The 17377-nt window shown below is 66.0% G+C and carries 17 protein-coding genes; 7 read left to right on the top strand and 10 right to left on the bottom strand.

Translation table 11 applies throughout. The features are described 5' to 3' along the window. Positions 1 to 315 precede the first annotated feature (315 nt). From AKJ09_RS46900 to AKJ09_RS46870, 7 genes are all read right to left on the bottom strand, one after another. Positions 316 to 3510, bottom strand: coding sequence for an efflux RND transporter permease subunit (locus tag AKJ09_RS46900; RefSeq protein WP_146654374.1), 3195 nt, complete (start codon positions 3508 to 3510; stop codon positions 316 to 318). A gap of 14 nt (positions 3511 to 3524) precedes the next feature. After that, entirely contained in the window at positions 3525 to 4820 is a 1296-nt protein-coding gene (locus AKJ09_RS46895) for an efflux RND transporter periplasmic adaptor subunit (RefSeq protein ID WP_146654373.1), read from the bottom strand. Between the two features lie 163 nt (positions 4821 to 4983). Continuing rightward, on the bottom strand, positions 4984 to 6969 hold the full coding sequence (locus AKJ09_RS46890) for an Ig-like domain-containing protein (RefSeq protein WP_146654372.1): 1986 nt from the start codon (positions 6967 to 6969) through the stop codon (positions 4984 to 4986). After that, positions 6966 to 7448, bottom strand: a complete 483-nt coding sequence (locus AKJ09_RS46885; RefSeq protein ID WP_146654371.1) for a GNAT family N-acetyltransferase — start codon at positions 7446 to 7448, stop codon at positions 6966 to 6968. The genes AKJ09_RS46890 and AKJ09_RS46885 overlap by 4 nt, the downstream gene beginning before the upstream one ends. 4 nt (positions 7449 to 7452) lie before the next feature. Continuing rightward, positions 7453 to 7977 (bottom strand): phage tail protein, encoded by a 525-nt coding sequence (locus AKJ09_RS46880; RefSeq protein WP_146654370.1) that lies wholly within the window; start codon positions 7975 to 7977, stop codon positions 7453 to 7455. Next, the gene (locus AKJ09_RS46875; protein ID WP_146654369.1) at positions 7974 to 8498 is read right to left on the bottom strand and encodes a phage tail protein; all 525 of its coding nucleotides are present in this window, start codon (positions 8496 to 8498) and stop codon (positions 7974 to 7976) included. The genes AKJ09_RS46880 and AKJ09_RS46875 overlap by 4 nt, the downstream gene beginning before the upstream one ends. A gap of 1 nt (position 8499) precedes the next feature. Continuing rightward, entirely contained in the window at positions 8500 to 8991 is a 492-nt protein-coding gene (locus AKJ09_RS46870) for a phage tail protein (protein ID WP_146654368.1), read from the bottom strand. Positions 8992 to 9046: 55 nt separating this feature from the next. Between AKJ09_RS46870 and AKJ09_RS46865 the strand changes: the two genes are divergently transcribed. Continuing rightward, entirely contained in the window at positions 9047 to 9988 is a 942-nt protein-coding gene (locus AKJ09_RS46865) for an NHL repeat-containing protein (protein ID WP_146654367.1), read from the top strand. A gap of 2 nt (positions 9989 to 9990) precedes the next feature. Next, positions 9991 to 10302: a DUF6916 family protein gene (locus AKJ09_RS46860; RefSeq protein ID WP_146654366.1), complete on the top strand. Its 312-nt coding sequence runs from the start codon at positions 9991 to 9993 to the stop codon at positions 10300 to 10302. 35 nt (positions 10303 to 10337) lie between these two features. Here AKJ09_RS46860 and AKJ09_RS46855 read toward each other — a convergent pair whose 3' ends face one another. Further along, the gene (locus AKJ09_RS46855; RefSeq protein ID WP_146654365.1) at positions 10338 to 10724 is read right to left on the bottom strand and encodes a DF family (seleno)protein; all 387 of its coding nucleotides are present in this window, start codon (positions 10722 to 10724) and stop codon (positions 10338 to 10340) included. A 110-nt stretch (positions 10725 to 10834) separates the two neighbouring features. Between AKJ09_RS46855 and AKJ09_RS46850 the strand changes: the two genes are divergently transcribed. From AKJ09_RS46850 to AKJ09_RS46830, 5 genes are all read left to right on the top strand, one after another. Next, positions 10835 to 11785 (top strand): hypothetical protein, encoded by a 951-nt coding sequence (locus AKJ09_RS46850; protein WP_146654364.1) that lies wholly within the window; start codon positions 10835 to 10837, stop codon positions 11783 to 11785. A gap of 117 nt (positions 11786 to 11902) precedes the next feature. After that, on the top strand, positions 11903 to 12562 hold the full coding sequence (locus AKJ09_RS46845; RefSeq protein WP_240488865.1) for a cupin domain-containing protein: 660 nt from the start codon (positions 11903 to 11905) through the stop codon (positions 12560 to 12562). A gap of 89 nt (positions 12563 to 12651) precedes the next feature. Continuing rightward, positions 12652 to 13392 (top strand): GntR family transcriptional regulator, encoded by a 741-nt coding sequence (locus AKJ09_RS46840; protein WP_146654363.1) that lies wholly within the window; start codon positions 12652 to 12654, stop codon positions 13390 to 13392. Then, positions 13389 to 14246 (top strand): sulfite exporter TauE/SafE family protein, encoded by an 858-nt coding sequence (locus tag AKJ09_RS46835; RefSeq protein WP_146654362.1) that lies wholly within the window; start codon positions 13389 to 13391, stop codon positions 14244 to 14246. The genes AKJ09_RS46840 and AKJ09_RS46835 overlap by 4 nt, the downstream gene beginning before the upstream one ends. 98 nt (positions 14247 to 14344) lie before the next feature. Continuing rightward, entirely contained in the window at positions 14345 to 14599 is a 255-nt protein-coding gene (locus AKJ09_RS46830) for a DUF1634 domain-containing protein (RefSeq protein ID WP_146654361.1), read from the top strand. 37 nt (positions 14600 to 14636) lie between these two features. Here AKJ09_RS46830 and AKJ09_RS46825 read toward each other — a convergent pair whose 3' ends face one another. Together AKJ09_RS46825 and AKJ09_RS53860 are read right to left on the bottom strand one after the other, a co-directional pair. Further along, positions 14637 to 15602 (bottom strand): multiheme c-type cytochrome, encoded by a 966-nt coding sequence (locus AKJ09_RS46825; RefSeq protein WP_169928502.1) that lies wholly within the window; start codon positions 15600 to 15602, stop codon positions 14637 to 14639. Further along, complete coding sequence (locus AKJ09_RS53860) at positions 15599 to 17320, bottom strand: beta propeller repeat protein (protein ID WP_169928500.1); 1722 nt, start codon at positions 17318 to 17320, stop codon at positions 15599 to 15601. Before AKJ09_RS53860 ends, AKJ09_RS46825 begins: the two co-directional genes overlap by 4 nt. Between the last annotated feature and the right edge of the window lie 57 nt (positions 17321 to 17377).

The raw sequence follows: 17377 nt of genomic DNA, 5'->3' as shown, positions 1-17377 counted from the left end.
CGTCCGTGAACTGTATGGCGTCGACCAGCGTCTGTCCGGTGCGGCCCGCGAGCGGAGCTCGCACTTGCGTGAACTCGAGGTCGAGCCGCGCAGCCTCGACGGCTGCCTCCGCCGCCTGCAACGCGTCCGTCCCCGAGGCCGCCGGGAGAAGCGCGGCGTGATTCCCGTCTGACCTTCGAGAGGGCCATTCTTAGCGCTTTCGTGCTGTCGCCATGCAGCGGAGGTCGCGCTCGCGATGGCCCAAATGAAAACCGCGCAGTGGCTCGCCTTCGAGGGCGAGCACACTGCGCGATGTGGGGCGATCGAATCGGGGGGCTATTCGCCGGTCATCGAGATCGGATCGGCGTGCACGGGCGGGAGCTCGTGCGGAGCGGCTGGCGGCGACGATTGTGCGCCACCGGTCGTCTTCTTCTTTCGCGAGAAGAGCTTCTCGACGAGGACGAAGAGGGCGGGGATGAGGAAGATGCCGAGCGCCGTGGCCGCGACCATGCCGGACACGACGACGGTACCGAGCGTGCGACGAGCGCTCGCGCCTGCACCGGCGGCTCTCCAGAGCGGGAGACAACCGAAGATGAAGGCGAGCGACGTCATGAGGATCGGACGAAGGCGAAGGCGAGCGCCTTCGAGCGCGGCGTCGACGACGGAGCGCCCGTTGTCGAGCTCGAGCTTCGCGAACTCGACGATGAGGATCGCGTTCTTCGCGGTCAGGCCGATGAGCATGACGAGCCCGATCTGCGCATAGACGTTGTTGTCGAACTGCCGCGAGAGCAGGCCGAAGAACGCTCCGAGCACGGCGACCGGCACGCTGAGAAGAACGCTGAAGGGCAGCGACCAGCTCTCGTAGAGCGCCGCGAGAATGAGGAAGACGAAGATGAGCGACAGACCGAGGATGCGCGTCGAGCTGCCGGAGGCCACCTTCTCCTGATAGGAGAGGGCGTTCCACTCGTAGCCCATCTCGGGCGGGAGAACCTTCTTCGCCACGTCTTCGAGGGCTGCGAGCGCTTGGCCCGAGCTGTAGCCCGGAGCGGCCGCGCCGGAGATCTCGACGGAGCGATAGAGGTTGAAGCGGACCGTGTACTCGGGGCCCGTCGTGGTGCGGATGGAGACGATCGAGGAGAGCGGCACCATCTCGCCGCGGTTGTTGCGGACGTAGAACTTCTTGATGTCGTCCGCGTTCGTTCGATAGCTGGAGTCGGCCTGGAGGAAGACCTTCCACTGGCGACCGAAGCGGCTGAAGTCGTTCGTGTACGCGCCGCCGAGGAACGTCTGCAGCGTGGAGTAGACGTCGGTGAGCGCGACGCCCTGCTTGAGCGCCTTCTCCTTGTCGACGTCCGCGAAGAGCTGCGGAACGGCCGGCGAGAAGTTCGGGCGGACCTGCGTGAGCTCGGGCCTCTTGCTCGCCTCGGCGACGAACTTGCCGACGTTCTGCGCGAGGAAGGCCATGTCCTGACCGCTTCGATCCTGGAGCATCATGCTGAAGCCGCCTTGCGCGCTGATGCCAGGGATGGCGGGCGGCGAGATGGCGAAGATGCGTGCTTCGGGGATCTTCGAGAACGCGATGTTGAGGTTCTTGATGATGGCCGCGGCCGTGAGGTCGGGCGAATGGCGCTCGGACCACGGCTCGAAGCTGAAGAAGAGCGTTCCGCTGTAGCTCGAGGCGGTGCGCGTGAGGAGGCTGAAGCCCGCGACGCCGTTCGAGTACTTGATGCCCTTCTGCTTGCCCATCACGTCGGCGATCTTGTCGTAGACCGCACGCGTGCGCTGCATCGAGGCGCCCTCGGGCAACTGTACGGCGACGACGCCGTAGCCCTGATCTTCCTCCGGCACGAAGCCCGTGGGGAGCTTCTTGCCAAGCAACTGCGCGCCGAAGGTCATGGCGCCGAGGATGGCGATCGGGATGATCAGCTTGCGAACGAGGATGCGGTTGACGCCGACGTAGCCGTCGGTGGCCTTGCCGAAGGCGCGGTTGAAGGCGCGACCGGCGGCCCCGAGGATGCCCTTCGACTCACCACGCGGCTTTAGGAGCAACGCGCAGAGCGCGGGGCTGAGCGTGAGCGCGTTGAAGGCCGAGATACAGACGGAGATCGCGATGGTGAGCGCGAACTGCTGGTAGAGGCGGCCGGTGATGCCGCTCATGAAGGCGACGGGCACGAAGACCGCCGAGAGGATGAGCGCGATCGCGACGACCGGGCCCGTAACCTCCTTCATGGCCTTGGAGGTTGCCTCGCGCGGCGACATGCCGTGCTCGAGGTGGTGTTCGACAGCTTCGACCACGACGATGGCGTCGTCGACGACGAGACCGATCGCGAGCACGAGACCGAAGAGCGAGAGCGTGTTGATCGAGAACCCGAGCAACGGGAACGTCGCGAACGTGCCGATGAGCGAGACCGGGACGGTCAGCAGCGGAATGAGCGTTGCGCGCCAGCTCTGGAGGAAGACGAACACCACGAGCACGACGAGCACGATGGCTTCGATGAGCGTGTGGATGATCTCTTCGATGCTGGCGGTGACCGACGCGGTCGTATCGAGGGTGACCTTGTATTCGATGCCCGCCGGGAAGCGCTTGGAGAGCTCGTCCATCGTCTTCTTGACCGAGGCCGCGACTTCGAGCGAGTTCGAACCCGGCGCCTGGAAGACGGCGATGACGGCGGCTGGCTTGCCGTTGAGCGTGCCGTATTGCTGGTAGTTGAGCGAGCCGAGCTCGACGGTGCCGACGTCTTTGACGCGGACGGTGGAGCCGTCGGCGTTCTCCTTGATGACGACGTTCGCGAACTCGTCGGGCTCGACGAGGCGGCCCTGCGCGCGCACCGTGTACGTGAGCTGCTGGCCCGGGGGCGCAGGCTCGGCGCCGACTTGACCGGCCGGGTTCACGATGTTCTGCGCGCGAAGCGCATTCTGGACGTCGCTGACGTTGATGCCGAGACGCGCGAGGACGTCGGGCTTGAGCCAGACGCGCATCGCGTACTCGGACGAACCGAGGTTACGGATGTCGCCGACGCCCTTGATGCGGAGAAGTGCGTCGTTGATGTTGATGAGCGAGTAGTTCGCCAGGAAGTTCGGCTCGTAACGCCCGTCCGGAGACGTGAGCGTGAGAACCATGAGGGGGAAGGCGAGCGACTTCTTGATCGTGACGCCGAAGTTCTTCACGTCTTGCGGAAGAAACGGCTGCGCCTGCGAGAAGCGGTTGTTGACGAGAACGTTGGCGACGTCGATGTCGGTGCCGACGTCGAACGTCACGACCTGGTTCATCGTGCCGTCGTTACCGTTCGTCGACTGCACGTAGAGCATGCGGTCGGCGCCGTTGACCTGCTGCTCGATCGGCGTGGCGACGGCTTGCTCGATGGTGAGTGCGTCCGCGCCCGTGTAGGTCGTGGTGACGTTGATCTGTGGCGGGAGAATCTGCGGGAACTGCGCGATGGGCAGCCCGAAGAGCGCGACGACGCCGATGAGGACGGTGATGATCGCGATGACCATCGCCACGATCGGGCGGCGGATGAAAAACTCCGACATGAAATGCCTCTAGGTCAGTGGGAAGCCGGGCTAGCGGCCTTCTCCGCGGGCGCTGCGCTGGCGGCCGGAGCCGTGGCTGCACTCGGGGGAGGGGCTGCGCCCGGAGCCGCTTGCGCCGAAGCCGGCGGAGCAGGCTGGGGAACGACGGTGGCACCGTCGGTGACCTTCTGCGTTCCTTCGACGACGATCTTGTCGCCTTCGGAGACGCCGTTGCGAACGACGCGGATGCCCTGGCCCGCGATGGGGCCGAGCTCGACGCGGCGGAGCGAGACCTTGTTGTCGTTGCCGACGACGGCGACGGAATACGAGCCCTGCACCGAGATGAGGGCCTTCTCCGGAACGAGGAGCGCGTCTTTGCCCGCTTCGCTGCGCGGGACCTTCACGCGGGCGTACTGGCCCGGACGAAGGCGCGAATCCGTGTTGGGGAAGAGCGCCTGCATGAGGATCGTGCCGGTGGTGGCGTCGACCTGGCGGTTCGCGGTGACGATGACCCCGCGATGGGGGTACACGCTGCCGTCGGCGAGGATGAGCTGCACGCCCGTGTCGCCGTCTTCCGTGGGCTCGCCCTTGTCGAGCTTCGGGAACTGCGCCTTCGCCCACGCCACGTCGCGCTTCTCGAGGTTCTTCAAACCGCCGGGGCTCTGGACGTAGTCGACCTCGCTGAGCGGGAAGTTCACGCGCACCGGATCGAGCTGCGAAACGGTGGTGAGGAGCGTGGGCCCTTCCTGTCCGACGAGGTTACCGACGCGCACGCTCGCGACGCCGGCGATGCCCGACACGGGGGCGCGCATCTGCGTGTACCCGAGGTTGAGCTCGGCCTGCCGAAGCGCCGCACGAGCCGCGAGCACGGCGCCCTGCGAGTCGGCGTTGCTCGCCTGGGCGTTCTCGACTTCCTGCTTCGACACGGTACCAGCCGGTCCGAGGACTTCGTAACGCTCGAGCTGCGCCTTGTTGTGCGTCTGGCCCGCTTCGGCCCGGGCGAGCGTGGCCTTGGCGGACTGGATGGCCGTGACGTACTCGGAGCTGTCGATCGTGAAGAGGAGCTGCCCCTCCTTCACGTAGGCGCCATCCTTGTAGTTCTGCGACTGGAGAAAGCCGCGCACGCGGGCGCGGATGTCGGCGTTGACGTAGCCGTCGAGCGTGCCGACGGATTCGATGTCGATGGTGACGTCACGCTTCGCGACCGGGGCGACGAGAACCGTCGGCGGGGGCGGAGCAGCCGGAGCGGCCTTCGACGTCTCCCCGCATCCCGAAAGAAGAAGCAGCGTTGCATAGGGCCAGATGCCCCAGCGCGATTCAGAGCCTTGCATGTCTCGGTGGAGCCTTCCCGCGATCCCCCCGGGAGTGTCCGAATTTGGGGGCGGGCCCCCCGCGGACGGGACCTGTGCGGACGTGTGATGTCCGCGTGGTAGGCCGGGTCGCGGACCTTACGCACTTTTTACATCGGGGTGCGCGATTTGCGCGCTGCGTGCTTCAGCTCGCTCGTCGCGCGCTCGAACGACGACGTACGCACGTCACGACGAAACCGAGGGCCGCGAAGACACCGAACAGAGAGGTGGAGGCAGGCGCGCCCGCCGTACGGCAGCCGCACCCATCGTCGGCGCCGGCCTCCGCCGAGCTCAAGCTTGATGTGCCGGCATCGGAACCGTTGCCGCCATCATCGCCCGCCGACGAGCTTCCATCGGCCGTGCTGCCGCCGTCGTTCGTCGAGCCGCCATCGCCATTGCCGCCTGCGTCTTTCGTGATGCCCCCATCGTCGTTCGTGCCGGCGTCCGGGTCGACGACGGGTGCGTTCACCGTCTGCACGAGCTCGGCTGACTTGCTGGCGACGTAGTCCGTGTTGCCGGCGTACTCGGCGTGCACCGTGTGCGGACCTTCCGTGAGCGACGACGTGACGAAGGAGGCAGAGCCTGCGCTGAGTGTGCCGGTGCCGAGCGTCGCCGTGCCCTCGAGGAAGGTGACCGTTCCCACCGGCGTTCCCACGCCCGAAGCGACGGTGGCCGTGAAGGTGACGGCGGCGCCGGTCGTCGATGGATTCGGCGTGGCCGCGAGCGTCGTCGTCGTCGCCGTCGGGTCGATGTCTTGCATCAGCGAGGCGGTCTCTCCGCCGGAGAAGTTCGCATCGCCGTCGTAGGTCGCCGTGATCGTATGCGAACCCCCGCCGAGCGCCGCCGTGGCGTACGTCGCGGTGCCCCCTGTGAGCGTTCCGGTGCCCAGCGTCGTCGCGCCGTCTTTGAACCTCACGGTGCCCGTCGGATTCGCCGTGACGCCGACCGCCGTGACCGTCGAGGTGAACGTCACGCTCGAGCCGCGCGGCGACGGATTCGCCGACGACGCGAGGCTGATCTGCGCGCCGATCGCGCTGATGACTTGCGAGATGGCAGCCGACGTCGACGCGGCGACGTTCGTGTTGCCGCCGTACGAGGCGGTGATCGAATGCGTTCCGACGGCGAGGTTCGAAGTCGTGAACGTTGCCTTGCCTGTGGCGTCGACGGTGCCGGTGCCGAGCGTGGTCGCGCCGTCTTTGAACGTCACCGTTCCCGCCGGCGTCGCCACACCGGGTGCGGGTACGGCCACCTGCGCCGTGAAGGTCACGCTCTGCGTGGCAATCGAGGGATTCGCCGAGGACGTGACGGTGGTCGTCGAAGACGCCTGGCTCACGACCTGCGTGACTTGGCCGGTGCTCGTGCTGAACGGCGTTTGACCGCCGTACCTTGCTTTGACGGTGTGCGATCCGATCGCGAATGAGCTCGTCGAGTAGGTGGCCTTGCCCGAGTTGTCCACCGCGACGAGCTGCGTGTTCGTGCCGTCGACCTGGAACTGCACGCTGCCGATCGGCGGCGCACCGATCGTCGAGTCCACGGCGGCGGAGAACGTGACCGACTGCCCGAACATGCTCGGCGCGGCCGACGATGTGAGCGTGGTCGTCGTGGCCATCGTTCCGAAGTTGCCGGTCGCGGTGATCGTGAACGTACCCTTGCTCTGCGGATCGCTCGCCGGGAAGAACGAGTCGACGGCGAGGTAGTAAATCCCTGCCGGAACCCCGCTCAGCGTGAGCGTCTCGGCCTGGCCTGCAAGGCCCTTGTCGGCGCCCCAGCCATTGCCACACGTCGCGCCGTCTCCGCACGTCGAGAGCAGATAGATCGATGGGTCGTAGCCCGCCGACGGCGTGACGGTGATCGTCACCGCGTTGCCCGTGCCCAGGATCAATCGGTAGAGGACCTCGGGGCCGGCGACGCTCAGATAGTTGCCGTTGCAACCGAGGGGGACGCTCGCGATGTCGTTCGCCTTGCCCGTCGTGTCGCCCGTATCGCCCGCGGTCGTGAGCACAGGGGCGGGGGAGCCGCACGTGTCCACGCCGTTCGCGAAGGCGGGGTGCACGAACGACGCGCTCACGAGCGCACAAGACAGCATCCCTACGAACGCGAGGCGCGCGGCGGGCGAAACGTTTCGAGTCATACCGGGCACTCCATCGTTCGATAGACGCTCTCTGCGTCGTTCTCCGCGGCGGAAAGAAAGCCGAGTCGTTCGTAGAGCCGCATCGCCTCGCTCGTGGTGAGCACCGAGAGCCGGACGGGCAGCTTCTTTTCGCGCCCCTCGGCGATCAACACGCCGACGAGCCGCGTTCCAATTCCCTGGCGCCGATACTCGGGGAGGAGCGCGATGTCCACCAGGCGGAGCTCGTCGTGACCGCGATGAATCAACACGCGTCCAATCGGGGCGTCGTGGTGCGTGACGATGGCGTGCTCGGCGCTCGCGTAGCGTGAGGCGTAGTCACGCGTCTGCGCGTCGAACTGCTGGCGCAGGAACACTTCTTTCGCGGCGGGCGGCAATGGCAGGAACGCGAGTTCACGTTCTCGTGTCGTCGCGAACAGACGAAACAAGAACGCGCGGTCCTCGTCCGTTGCTGCGCGAGTCGAGACGTGCCCCGGCGTCATGGTGTCAGCCGCGCGGCGGGAAGATGCCGTTGAGCGCGATGATGAAATTCACCACGAGATAGGGCTGGACGTTGTTGTGCGGTTGTCGCCCGGGGACTGGAGGGAGTGTGCCTGGGTTCATGGTCAGCGCGCTCGCGTTCGAGCCCACGTAAAGCGGGTTCGCTGCCGCCGTCGCGGCCAGCAAAGCGTTCGATGGGTCGCCCGTATTCGCCGCCGCGGTGCTCGCACGCGCCGTATGCGTGTGGCTAGGCAACTGGAGGTCGCTCAGGGTGACCGTCTGCGTGCCTCCCGTCTCGGCGAGGACGCGGTCGCTGAGGCCCGGGCCCTGACCAAACCCGAGGGGCGTCATCCCTTGGAGGTTCGGAAGGCCGAAGGTGCTCTTCCCATCACCCCCATAGAACGTTCCGAGCAGCGAGAACAGCGCCGTGTTTTGGCTGATCGGAAGGAGCTGTCCGTTGCAGAGCGCCCACCCGTACGGGGCGAAGTTGCCTGCGAACATGCGGATTTCGGCGACGTATTGGTCGGTCATGTTTGGCTTGGGAAGACGCCGAAGAGCGCGATGATGAAGTTGATACAGAGAAACGGCGCCATGTTCTCGTGCGGCTGATTCCCGCCCGTCGGCGCGATGGTCGAGGTGCCGAGCGCCGTTCGCGCCGACGCGGCGTTGTTGTCGTACGAGAGCGCGCTGCCGTTCGCGAGATAGCCGTTGGGCAGCTTCGCGGTGTCCGCCGAGCCGGCGGTTCCGACGACGTTCCACGCGTGCGTGTGCGTCGGGAGCTGCGACGTCGTGAGCGTGACCGACTCGACGCCGGCCTGCTGTCCGAGCGGGTACGTTACGCCTGCGTTCGTGCCCATGTGGATGGGGACTCGTCCGCGAAGATCGGGCAGCGCGAACGTGTTGACGCCGTCGCCGCCGTACGTCACGCCGATCAGGTTATAGAGCACGGCGTACTGTGAAATCTGCAGGATCTGCCCCTGGCAAAGCATCCAGCCTGCGGGGGCGAAGTTGCCCGCGAACATCCGAATCTCGCCGACGTAGGGAGTGCTCATGTCAGTTCCTCGAGGGGAAGATCCCCTGCAGGGCGATGCAGAAGTTCAGGGCGAGATACGGCTGCATGTTTTGGTGCGGCTGACCGCCTCCGGCCGTATCGACCGCAGTCGCCGCAAGCGTGGCCGTTGGGGGACCCGCGCCAAACGTGTCGCCGCTGGCGAGCACGGCATTCGCCGGATTCGTGACCACGCGCGGTCCGGTCATTCCGGTGACGAGATGACCGTGCAGCGTCTCGCTGAGCACGAGGGTATGCGCCGCCTCGCCGCTAGCCTGCCCCTGCGTGTAGCCGTTGCCGAAGTGGATCGGCATGCGCCCCTGGAAGTTCGGAAGCGCGAACGTCGTCCGACCGTCGCCGCCGTACGTGGTGCCGAGGAGCGAGAAGAGTGCCGTGTTCTGGTTGATCGACAGAAGCTGCCCATTGCACAGGGCCCAACCCTTCGGAGCGAAGAAGAAAGAGACGATGCGAATCTCGCCCAGGTACGGTGTGCCCATCGAAGCTGGAGAATCCCCCTTGCGTCGACTCTATTCAAGTTAGAATGTCGTCATCATGTCTCGAATGCTCCGTCGCGAGTGGATGAAGCTTGCCGCCCTTGGTTCAGCCGGCGTTTGGCTTCCAGGACTTGCCACCCTCACCGCGTGTGGCGGAGCGACCGAAGACCCTTCGGTTCGCCCGGATTTCAAGGGCAACGAAGGCGCGAACGGCACTCGCGCCCCTCGCCCGGACGCCTTGATTGCGGGCACCGCCGTGCGGGCATTCGCCGCGGACGGACGCAGCGCCGAAGTTGGAACTCAAAGGAACTACGTTGATGTTCTTGGCCTGAACGGTATTCGTGTCACCCGAATTGGTGACACCAACCGCGTGCCGACCCGAGCCGTGGGCGATTTGAACGGTCCGGTGGCGGCGATCTGGACCGACGACACCCGCCTCCTCGTCCTCGAGCTGGGCAACGAGCGCCTCCAGGCGTTCGATGCGACCGGTCGCTCGCTCGGCACGCTCGCGTCGACCGAACGAGGCGTCGACCTGGCGCTCGGCGGCGATGGGGCCATCTACGTGGCCGAGTCGAATGCCCACCGAATCTCGGTGCTTTCGAAGGACGGACGCGCGCAGCGAACGATCGGGAGCTTCGGCACCGATGGCGCCGGACTCAATGGTCCGTCCAGTGTTGCGCTTGCCGCCGATGGCGCCTTGCACGTCGTCGACGCTGGCAGCGCGAGCGTGAAGGTGTTCTCGGCGAGCGGACGCTTCACCGGTAGCTACGGGACGAGCGGCAACGGTCGGCTCGTCGGCCCGCGCGCGGTCCGCTTCGACACCGAAGGCCGCGCTTGGGTAGCCGACGCGTTCGCCGGGTCGGTCGTCGTTTACGACGGGGAGGGCACCTACCTCACGCGCATCACGGCGCGAACGATCGACGGTAAGCCCGGCGTGCCTTACGCGCTCTGCCCACTCGAGAGCGGCACGATGTACGTCGCCGTGACGGCTGCAGGCTGACCGTGCCTATCGCTCTCGCTACGGCGTCCGCCGCGGATTTCCGTCCGCTCCTTGGTCAGTCCTTCCAGCTGACATTTCCTACGGGCGCGGTTGTGTCAGCCAAGCTCGCGTCGGTCGATGAAGGCGCACCGTATCGCCCCGACTTCCGCGTTCCGTTCACGCTTCGCTTCCACGTGGAGCGCTCGACGTCGCCGTCCGGCGTCATGCAGGCCGTGGTGGTGGTCGAGAACGACGCGGCGGGGCGGCTGGAGCTCTTCGCGGTGGCTCGACAACCGCACGATGACGTCGCCCCATGGGACGTCGACTTCAACTGAAGCCGGTCTCGTCGCGCGAGACCTGCGAGGCTCATTCACCGGCGCGCGCAGCACGTCTGGCTCGGCGACTCGCTCGGTGAATCGAGCGGAGCGAGGCCCAGGGCCACGCGAATCACGTCGACGGGCGGAAGCCCCTCGAAGCGGCCTCCGTGGCCGTAGAGTCGGCACTGGAGTCCATACGAGCCACGCGTCTCGGCGGCCGCCTCCACGTCTTGGCCGTCGATCCGTACGGTCGGAGATCCGATGAAGCGATGGCTGCGTGCTTCCTCCTCCGTCTCGATCGGCACCGTTCGAACCTCGACGCGATCGTGCAGACCGCTCTCTGCAACGATCTGCTGCACCCGCGCGAGAGCGCCTCGCCAGCCGGGGCACGAGTCGAAATAGAGGATCTCGATCAGCCGCATGCCTTCATGACCAAGCATGGCAGCGAGCCTAGCGGGAATGCCGACACTTCGCATCGACACCGGTGCGGGTGAAGCCGTTTGACCGTTGATAAGGTTGATTCGACTTTTTGTCGTGGTAGGCTCGAGGTATGGCTCGACTCCTCGCGCGTCTCGAACGTCAAGCGGCGGACCTCTGGCGTGAGCATCCTCCACGGATCCATCACGCGAAGAAGCGGGTGATCTTCGAGCGAGCGGGCGGCGTCGAGCGCATCCCTCGCGGTTCGCTCGTCGTCTCGCAGTGGGCGCCGTCGGAGGAGGCGACCGTGGGCGCGATGGTATCGGTGGAGAGTGTGGCAGGGCCGTTCCGCTACGAAGCGCTGCGCGACCGCTTCGTGTGGCACGTGAACTTCGCGGACACCTATCTCTTCGCCTTTTATGGCGGCCCGGCTTTCGCGCAGGACGAGATCCAGGTGGCCGAGCACCCGATCCTAGCCAGCGTTCGAGGCTGGCTCGACAGCGGTGCGGTCACGATTCCAGCGCTCACGCGAACAACGAATGGCCCCGCGCCGATTCTCGTGCGCAACGTCGAGCGCTGGTGCGCGATTGACACGAATCCCCAGCTCGCGCGTCCGTTCGGTATCTACGGTCGTCAGCTCTCGCGCGCCTCGGACGAAGCGGTGGCGCAAGGTGTGATGCGCCTCGACGAGGGACCGCTCTCGAACGTCATCGCGATGGTCGCGCCGCAAGGCATGGGGCGGTATTCGTCCGATCAGATTCGAGACATCCTCGATACGGCCGTGACGTCGTTCGTTGCTGCGAAGGAGGAATCGGGCGCAGCTCGCGTGCGTATCCACACCGGCCATTGGGGAACGGGCGCGTTCGGTGGCGATCGCGTCTTGATGGCCGCCGCGCAAATCGTCGCCGCACGCTGCGCGGGAGTCGACGAGCTTGTCTATCACTCGCTCGACGAGGCCGCGGTGCAGGCGTTCGAGAATGGTCGTGCCGTCGCCGAAACGATCGCCATCGGCGCGTCGATCGAGGAGGTCGTCGCGCTCCTCGAGGCGCGCGAGTTCTACTGGGGTCGTTCGGACGGCAACTGAAGCGCTCCTTGCGCACGTCGTGGGGCTGCTCGTCTCGGGACGTTCTCGAGCTGGCGGACGCCACGCACTTGCTTGTGCCACGGATCCCGGTAAGAGGAGCGCAGCGGGAGACGACCAGTGGCTTCGAAGTTCGACGGCAAGCGTGCGCGAGAGAACATGTGGGTGACTCACCAGAACCTTGCGCGTGCCAAGGGTGGTCGGCCCCCGCCGCAATTCCAGGGGATCGGCAGGGTGAAAACGGCCGGCGCGGCTCAGACCAACGGCAAGCCCAAGCCGATGGCGGTGGAAGCGGCCGAGCTCGTCGAGAAGCTCCGTCTCGAACCTCATCCCGAGGGCGGCTTCTTCCGGGAGACCCACCGAGGTTCCCTCGTGCTCGAGGGGCTACCGCACGGCGCACCGCGCGCGGCGCATACGGCGATCTTCTTCTTGCTGCCCACCCGCGTTTTCTCGGCGCTTCACCGCGTCAAGTCGGACGAGGTCTGGCACTTTTACGACGGCGACCCGCTCGAACTGCACACCATCGACGACCAAGGACATCGCGTCGAACTGATCGGTCGCGACCTCGGCGCAGGGCAGCTCCCGCAGCGCGTGGTTCCGGCAGGCGTCTGGCAAGCGGCCATTCCCTCGAAGGGCTCCCGCGGCTTCACTCTTTGCGGCTGCACCGTCGCGCCCGGCTTCGACTTCGCCGATTTCGAAATGCCCGGCCGCGCAGCGCTCCTCGAACGATTCCCCGATTGCTCCGACGTCGTGAAGCGCTTCACGCGCCCCTCGACCTGACGCTCCCGACGAGCGCGTGTCTGGCGTGAGGGAAGCAAATCAGTCCGCTCGCGCTTGTTCTCGAGACATCATGACGTCATGATGTCCTGATGTCAGCCACGCCGGGCTCCTTGCCGCTGTATGCCCAGGTCGAGGCCGAGCTCGAGGCCGACATCGAGAGCGGACGCCTCTCTCGCGGAAGTCAGCTTCCGCCCGAGGATGCCCTGGTGCAGCGTTTCGGCGTCAGCCGGCCGACGGTGCGCCAGGCAATCCAGCGCCTCGTGCAACGAGGTCTCGTCGAGATCCGCCGAGGGAAGGGGACGTTCGTCGGTCCGTCGAAGCTCACGCAGCCGCTGACAGCGCTCACGGGGTTCGTCGAAGACATGATCGCCGCGGGGCGCGCGCCCTCGGCGCGTCTCGTCGACAAGGCGATCGTGGCGGCCACCGAGGCGGTGGCCAAGCATCTGGCGTTGCCGAAAGGTGCGCGCGTCGCACGAATTCGACGCGTGCGCCTCGCCGACGGCGGGCCGGTCTCTTTCGACGAGACGTATTTGCCATTGCCGCTCGGTGAAAAGATCATGAGCGACGACCTCGAGGCCGAGCCGATCTTCGGACTCCTCGAAGGCAAATACGGCGTGCCGCTCACCGAAGCGGAATATGGGCTCGAGGCGATCGCCGCGCCTGCGCGCATCGCGGCAGCCATCGGCGTGCCGGAAGGCAGTCCCATCTTTCTCGTCGAGCGGACGTCGTTCTCCACGAAGCGCAAGCCCGTCGACTACGAGAAACTCTATTATCGCGGCGACCAGGTTCGTTTCGTGACGACGCTGTCTCGTCAAGCGCGGCAACGATGAGCGTCGCATATGCTGGATTGCTGTTCGGGCTGTCGCTGGGCGCCAGTCTGGTCGGTGGGCTGCTCGGGATGGCCGGCGGCGTCCTCATCGTCCCGGCGCTGACGATGCTGGGGATCGACATTCGAACGGCGGTCGCTGCGAGCATCGTCTCGGTGATCGCGAGCTCGTGCGCGAGCGCCGCGCCGCTCTTGCGAACGCAGCTGACGAACGTTCGCCTCGCGCTCGTTCTCGAGCTTGCGACCACGCTCGGTGCCGTCTCTGGTGTCTTCCTGACCGGGCTTCTGCCGACTTCGCTTCTCTTCTTCGTCTTCGCAGCGATTCTCGTGGTCTCGGCGAAGCAGATGCTCGCACGGCGCCTCGATGCCGCGAGTCAGGAGGAGCCGGTGCCCGGCGAATGGGGCACTGTCCTGCGTCTTCATGGCCGTTACGTCGACCCGTCGACGGGAGTCGACGTTGGTTACGTCGTGAGGCGCCTGCCCACGGCCATGGCTCTCATGTATGCGGCGGGGATCGTCTCGGCGTTGCTCGGTATCGGAAGTGGAGTACTCAAGATACCGGCCATGGATACTGCACTTCGATTGCCGCTCAAGGTGTCGTCGGCAACTTCGAATTTCATGATCGGCGTTACCGCGGCGGCAAGCGCGGGAGCGTATTTCATGCGCGGTGACATCCATCCGGAGATTGCAGCGCCCGTCGCGCTCGGTTCCGTGGCCGGCGCCTTGCTCGGGGCTCGGCTCTTCATCGCCGTGTCGAACGAGCGACTCCGTCTTCTCTTCGTGGCGATTCTCGGGCTCCTGGCCGTCCAGATGACGCTCCAAGGCCTGGGCATCCACCTGCTCGGAGCAATGCATTGAGCGCGTCGCCGGACAGCTTGAACCGGAGTGCACGGAGTCCATCCCCGCTGGACGGAGTCCACGGAGGTCCAAGAGGACTCGGCGAAGGCCGAGCCGCATTGAATCGGGGACTCGCGCGCCTCCTCGAGGTCGGCACGTGGCTGACGTCGAGCATCATCGCGGTCGGCCTGATTTTGCTTCCGCGGACCGAGGTGGTTCTCGTGGGCATCGGTCTCTTGATTCTGCTGCCCGTCGTCCGGGTCTTCGTGATGTTCGTCACCTTCTTGCGGCGTCGCGACGGCTGGGGCATCGCGATCGCCGCCCTCGTCCTGACGATCATTGGGCTCGGAGTGCTGCTCGGCGCGACGGGCTAGGCACCGCGTGCACGGCCCTGAGCCGATCGTCGTTGCATCACTCCGAGGCGAGGCCCTCGGCGATCACGTCGCTCGAGACCGGGGAGACGTCTGCTTCTCCGCGCATCGACAAGATGCGTTCGAACAGCAGCGCGTAGCGCACGCGCGTGATGGGGGCGGAGCCTTCGAGGCGGACGTCGTCTTCGAAGCGACCGCGAAGACGAGTGTCGGTGAGCTCGCGGCGGCGCCCGGCCTGGGGACCCTTTGCCTCGACTCCCCACGTTCGCCCGAAGCTGCGCTCGGAGGATGCGACGATGCTCCCGTCCGCGGACTCACCGAAGACGAGAAGTCGTGCGCGTCGGAACATGTCGCCGGTCGGGAAAGCGTGTCCGGCGCTGGACTCGACGACGACATGGACCAGATCTCGATCCAGCCGCCGCGCCTCGATGCGGACGGAGTGACGAAGGAGATCCAACGCGTGCCCGCCGGCGAAGGAATGGTCGCGATGGCCTCTTCGGGGCGGCATGTGGCAGGCCGCACACGAGACGTCGGCGAATGGAGATGCGGCGTGCTCGTCGAGCGTCTTCTGGACGAGATCGGGCCTGCCGTCGTGCTCGGCATCGAAGGTGAATTGGTGACAGCTCGCGCACGCCTGCGACGTGCCGAACGACGCGTCTTTGGTCAACGCATGTGGAGCGCGCGCGGTCACCGTGCTTCGCGGCGCCGCTTCGCCGTGGCAGGAGATGCATCCAACGCCGTTCGCCACGAGCTTCTCGGGCGCGTGGCACTGCACGCAGAACGTCCGCTCAGAAGGCTCTTCGAGCGCAAGGCTTCGCTGGAACGTGTCGTCGGTGAAGGCCATTCGATGAAACGACCCTCTCCACTCCTCGGCAATGTCGCGATGACAGTTTTCGCAGCTCGTATTCGTGGAATTCGCTTGGTTCGCCGACGACACGACCGAGGGCCGTGCGTCACACGCCGCGACCGTGACGAGGACCCCGAGCGTTGCGAAGCGTGAATTCAATGGACGACATCGCCTGTCTTCGAATCGAGGGCCACTGTGCGATCGACGACGGGGGGCTCGCCACACACGATCTCGGGCCGCAAGCGGTCTTTGGCCGACGCGAGCTCCGCCATCTTGCGCGCGCTCTCGTAGTCCTTGGCTTTGGCGCCCACGAATGTTCGATCGCCCGATTTGAATTCGACCAGACTCACGTCACCGAGCTCGGAATGGCCCTTGAGAGCGGCTCGAATCTTCGGCCAGTCACCTGGCGGTGCCTTGATCGCATTGCTTCGGCGCGCGAGGACGGCAAAGGGAGTCGCGCATGATGGCCCGGTTTTGCTCGTGAGCGTCGGTGGCCACGATTGGAATCCACGACCGATATCGACGTTGTTGTTCTCGGGATCGGGCTCGTTGCAGCGCAATGTCTCTTTGACCGGCTTGCTCCGCAAAAGCGCTTGATGGAGCTCCGGCTCTTTCCAACCGACTCCTTTTTCCCAATAGAGTGCGATGACGAGCACGTCGTCCGGAGCGACCACGAGGATCTGCTTCGCTTTGAAGGCCGGTGAGGGGTTGGCCGTAAAGGCGGGAGGCGCGAACTTCGCCTCTTTCCAAGCATCGTTTTCGCGCTTGTAGAGCTTGCCGGATTGGCCGACGGCCCACGGTGTGCCGAAGTCGAGGCCGCTCAAGCCGGCGAGCGGCTCCGGCGTGGGAACGGTGACGAATCCTTTTGGCGTCGAACGTTGAATTCCGCCGGATTCGAGAATGACCCATAGATCGTTGTCGGCCGCGCGATGGGCCGAGCGAATGGGGCCCGACGTCGTTCCGAGGAGCGTCCACTTGGACCCGTCCCAGCGGGCGGCCTTGTCCACCGTGGTCGCGTAGATTTCGTTGGGCGCGACCTCGACGAGCGACGGCCACCTGTCGGTGCCGAGTACTGCGAGCGATTGCTGCTTCACGCCGACTTGTGGTGACCACGTGCGCGACACATAGGGCGCCTCTGGTTTGTCGGCCGGCTGGGCCACCAGGAGAATGTCACCCGTCGGAAATGCCGCGAAGCTCGGCCGATCGAGGCCGTTCTCCAAGGCCGCCGGTGGCTTCGTGTTCGAGCCTTCGACCCACAATTCGCCGTTCGCGAAGGCCATTCCTCCCTGCCCGATGATTCCGCCGTCGAGCCATGCGTGGAGGTTGGTTTGATCTTTGGGATACGTCTTCCACGCGGTGCCGGTGCGGCGATGCAGGATGGCACCGTCGGACGAGCGTGAGCCCGTGCTGTCGGCAATCCAGAAGTCTTCGAGCGACTTGCCGGCAACCCCGGTCGGCGACGCGATCACCGGATCGCCTATCGATTCGAGGCCGGCCTCGCGAAGCCCGATGAACGACGCGTTCCCCGAGCGCTCGGACGCGTACATGCTCGTGCCGCCGTAGTGGACGACCACGTCTTTGCCCGCGCGCCCGAATCCGAGCTTGGAGCAGAGTCCGTCGAGCGCGACGTAGAAGCCATTTTGCTCCTTCGGCACGCTTTTCCATCCGGGCTTGCCGATCGGAATTTCGATCTCGGCGTGCGCGCCCGCACCTGCGTCACTCGCGTCTTTGGCGGGCGCAGCATCTGGCGCGCTTTTGGCGACGGCGCTTGCTGGGGCGGGTGGTGCGGTGCCCGTGGTTGCCGCCGACGAGACACACGCGGCAGCGAATGCGATCAATCCGAGGGGCAGGAGGGGAAGGGCGGAGCTAGCTCTCACGTGACGAGCCTGACGCATGGCAACGTCCGTGGCAACGCTCGCCGGAGCAGAGCCATT

Source organism: Labilithrix luteola (assembly GCF_001263205.1).
Lineage (GTDB): Bacteria > Myxococcota_A > Polyangia > Polyangiales > Polyangiaceae > Labilithrix > Labilithrix luteola.
The sequence above is the reverse complement of the archived record's forward strand: the minus strand, read 5'-3'. Positions and strand labels throughout refer to the sequence as shown.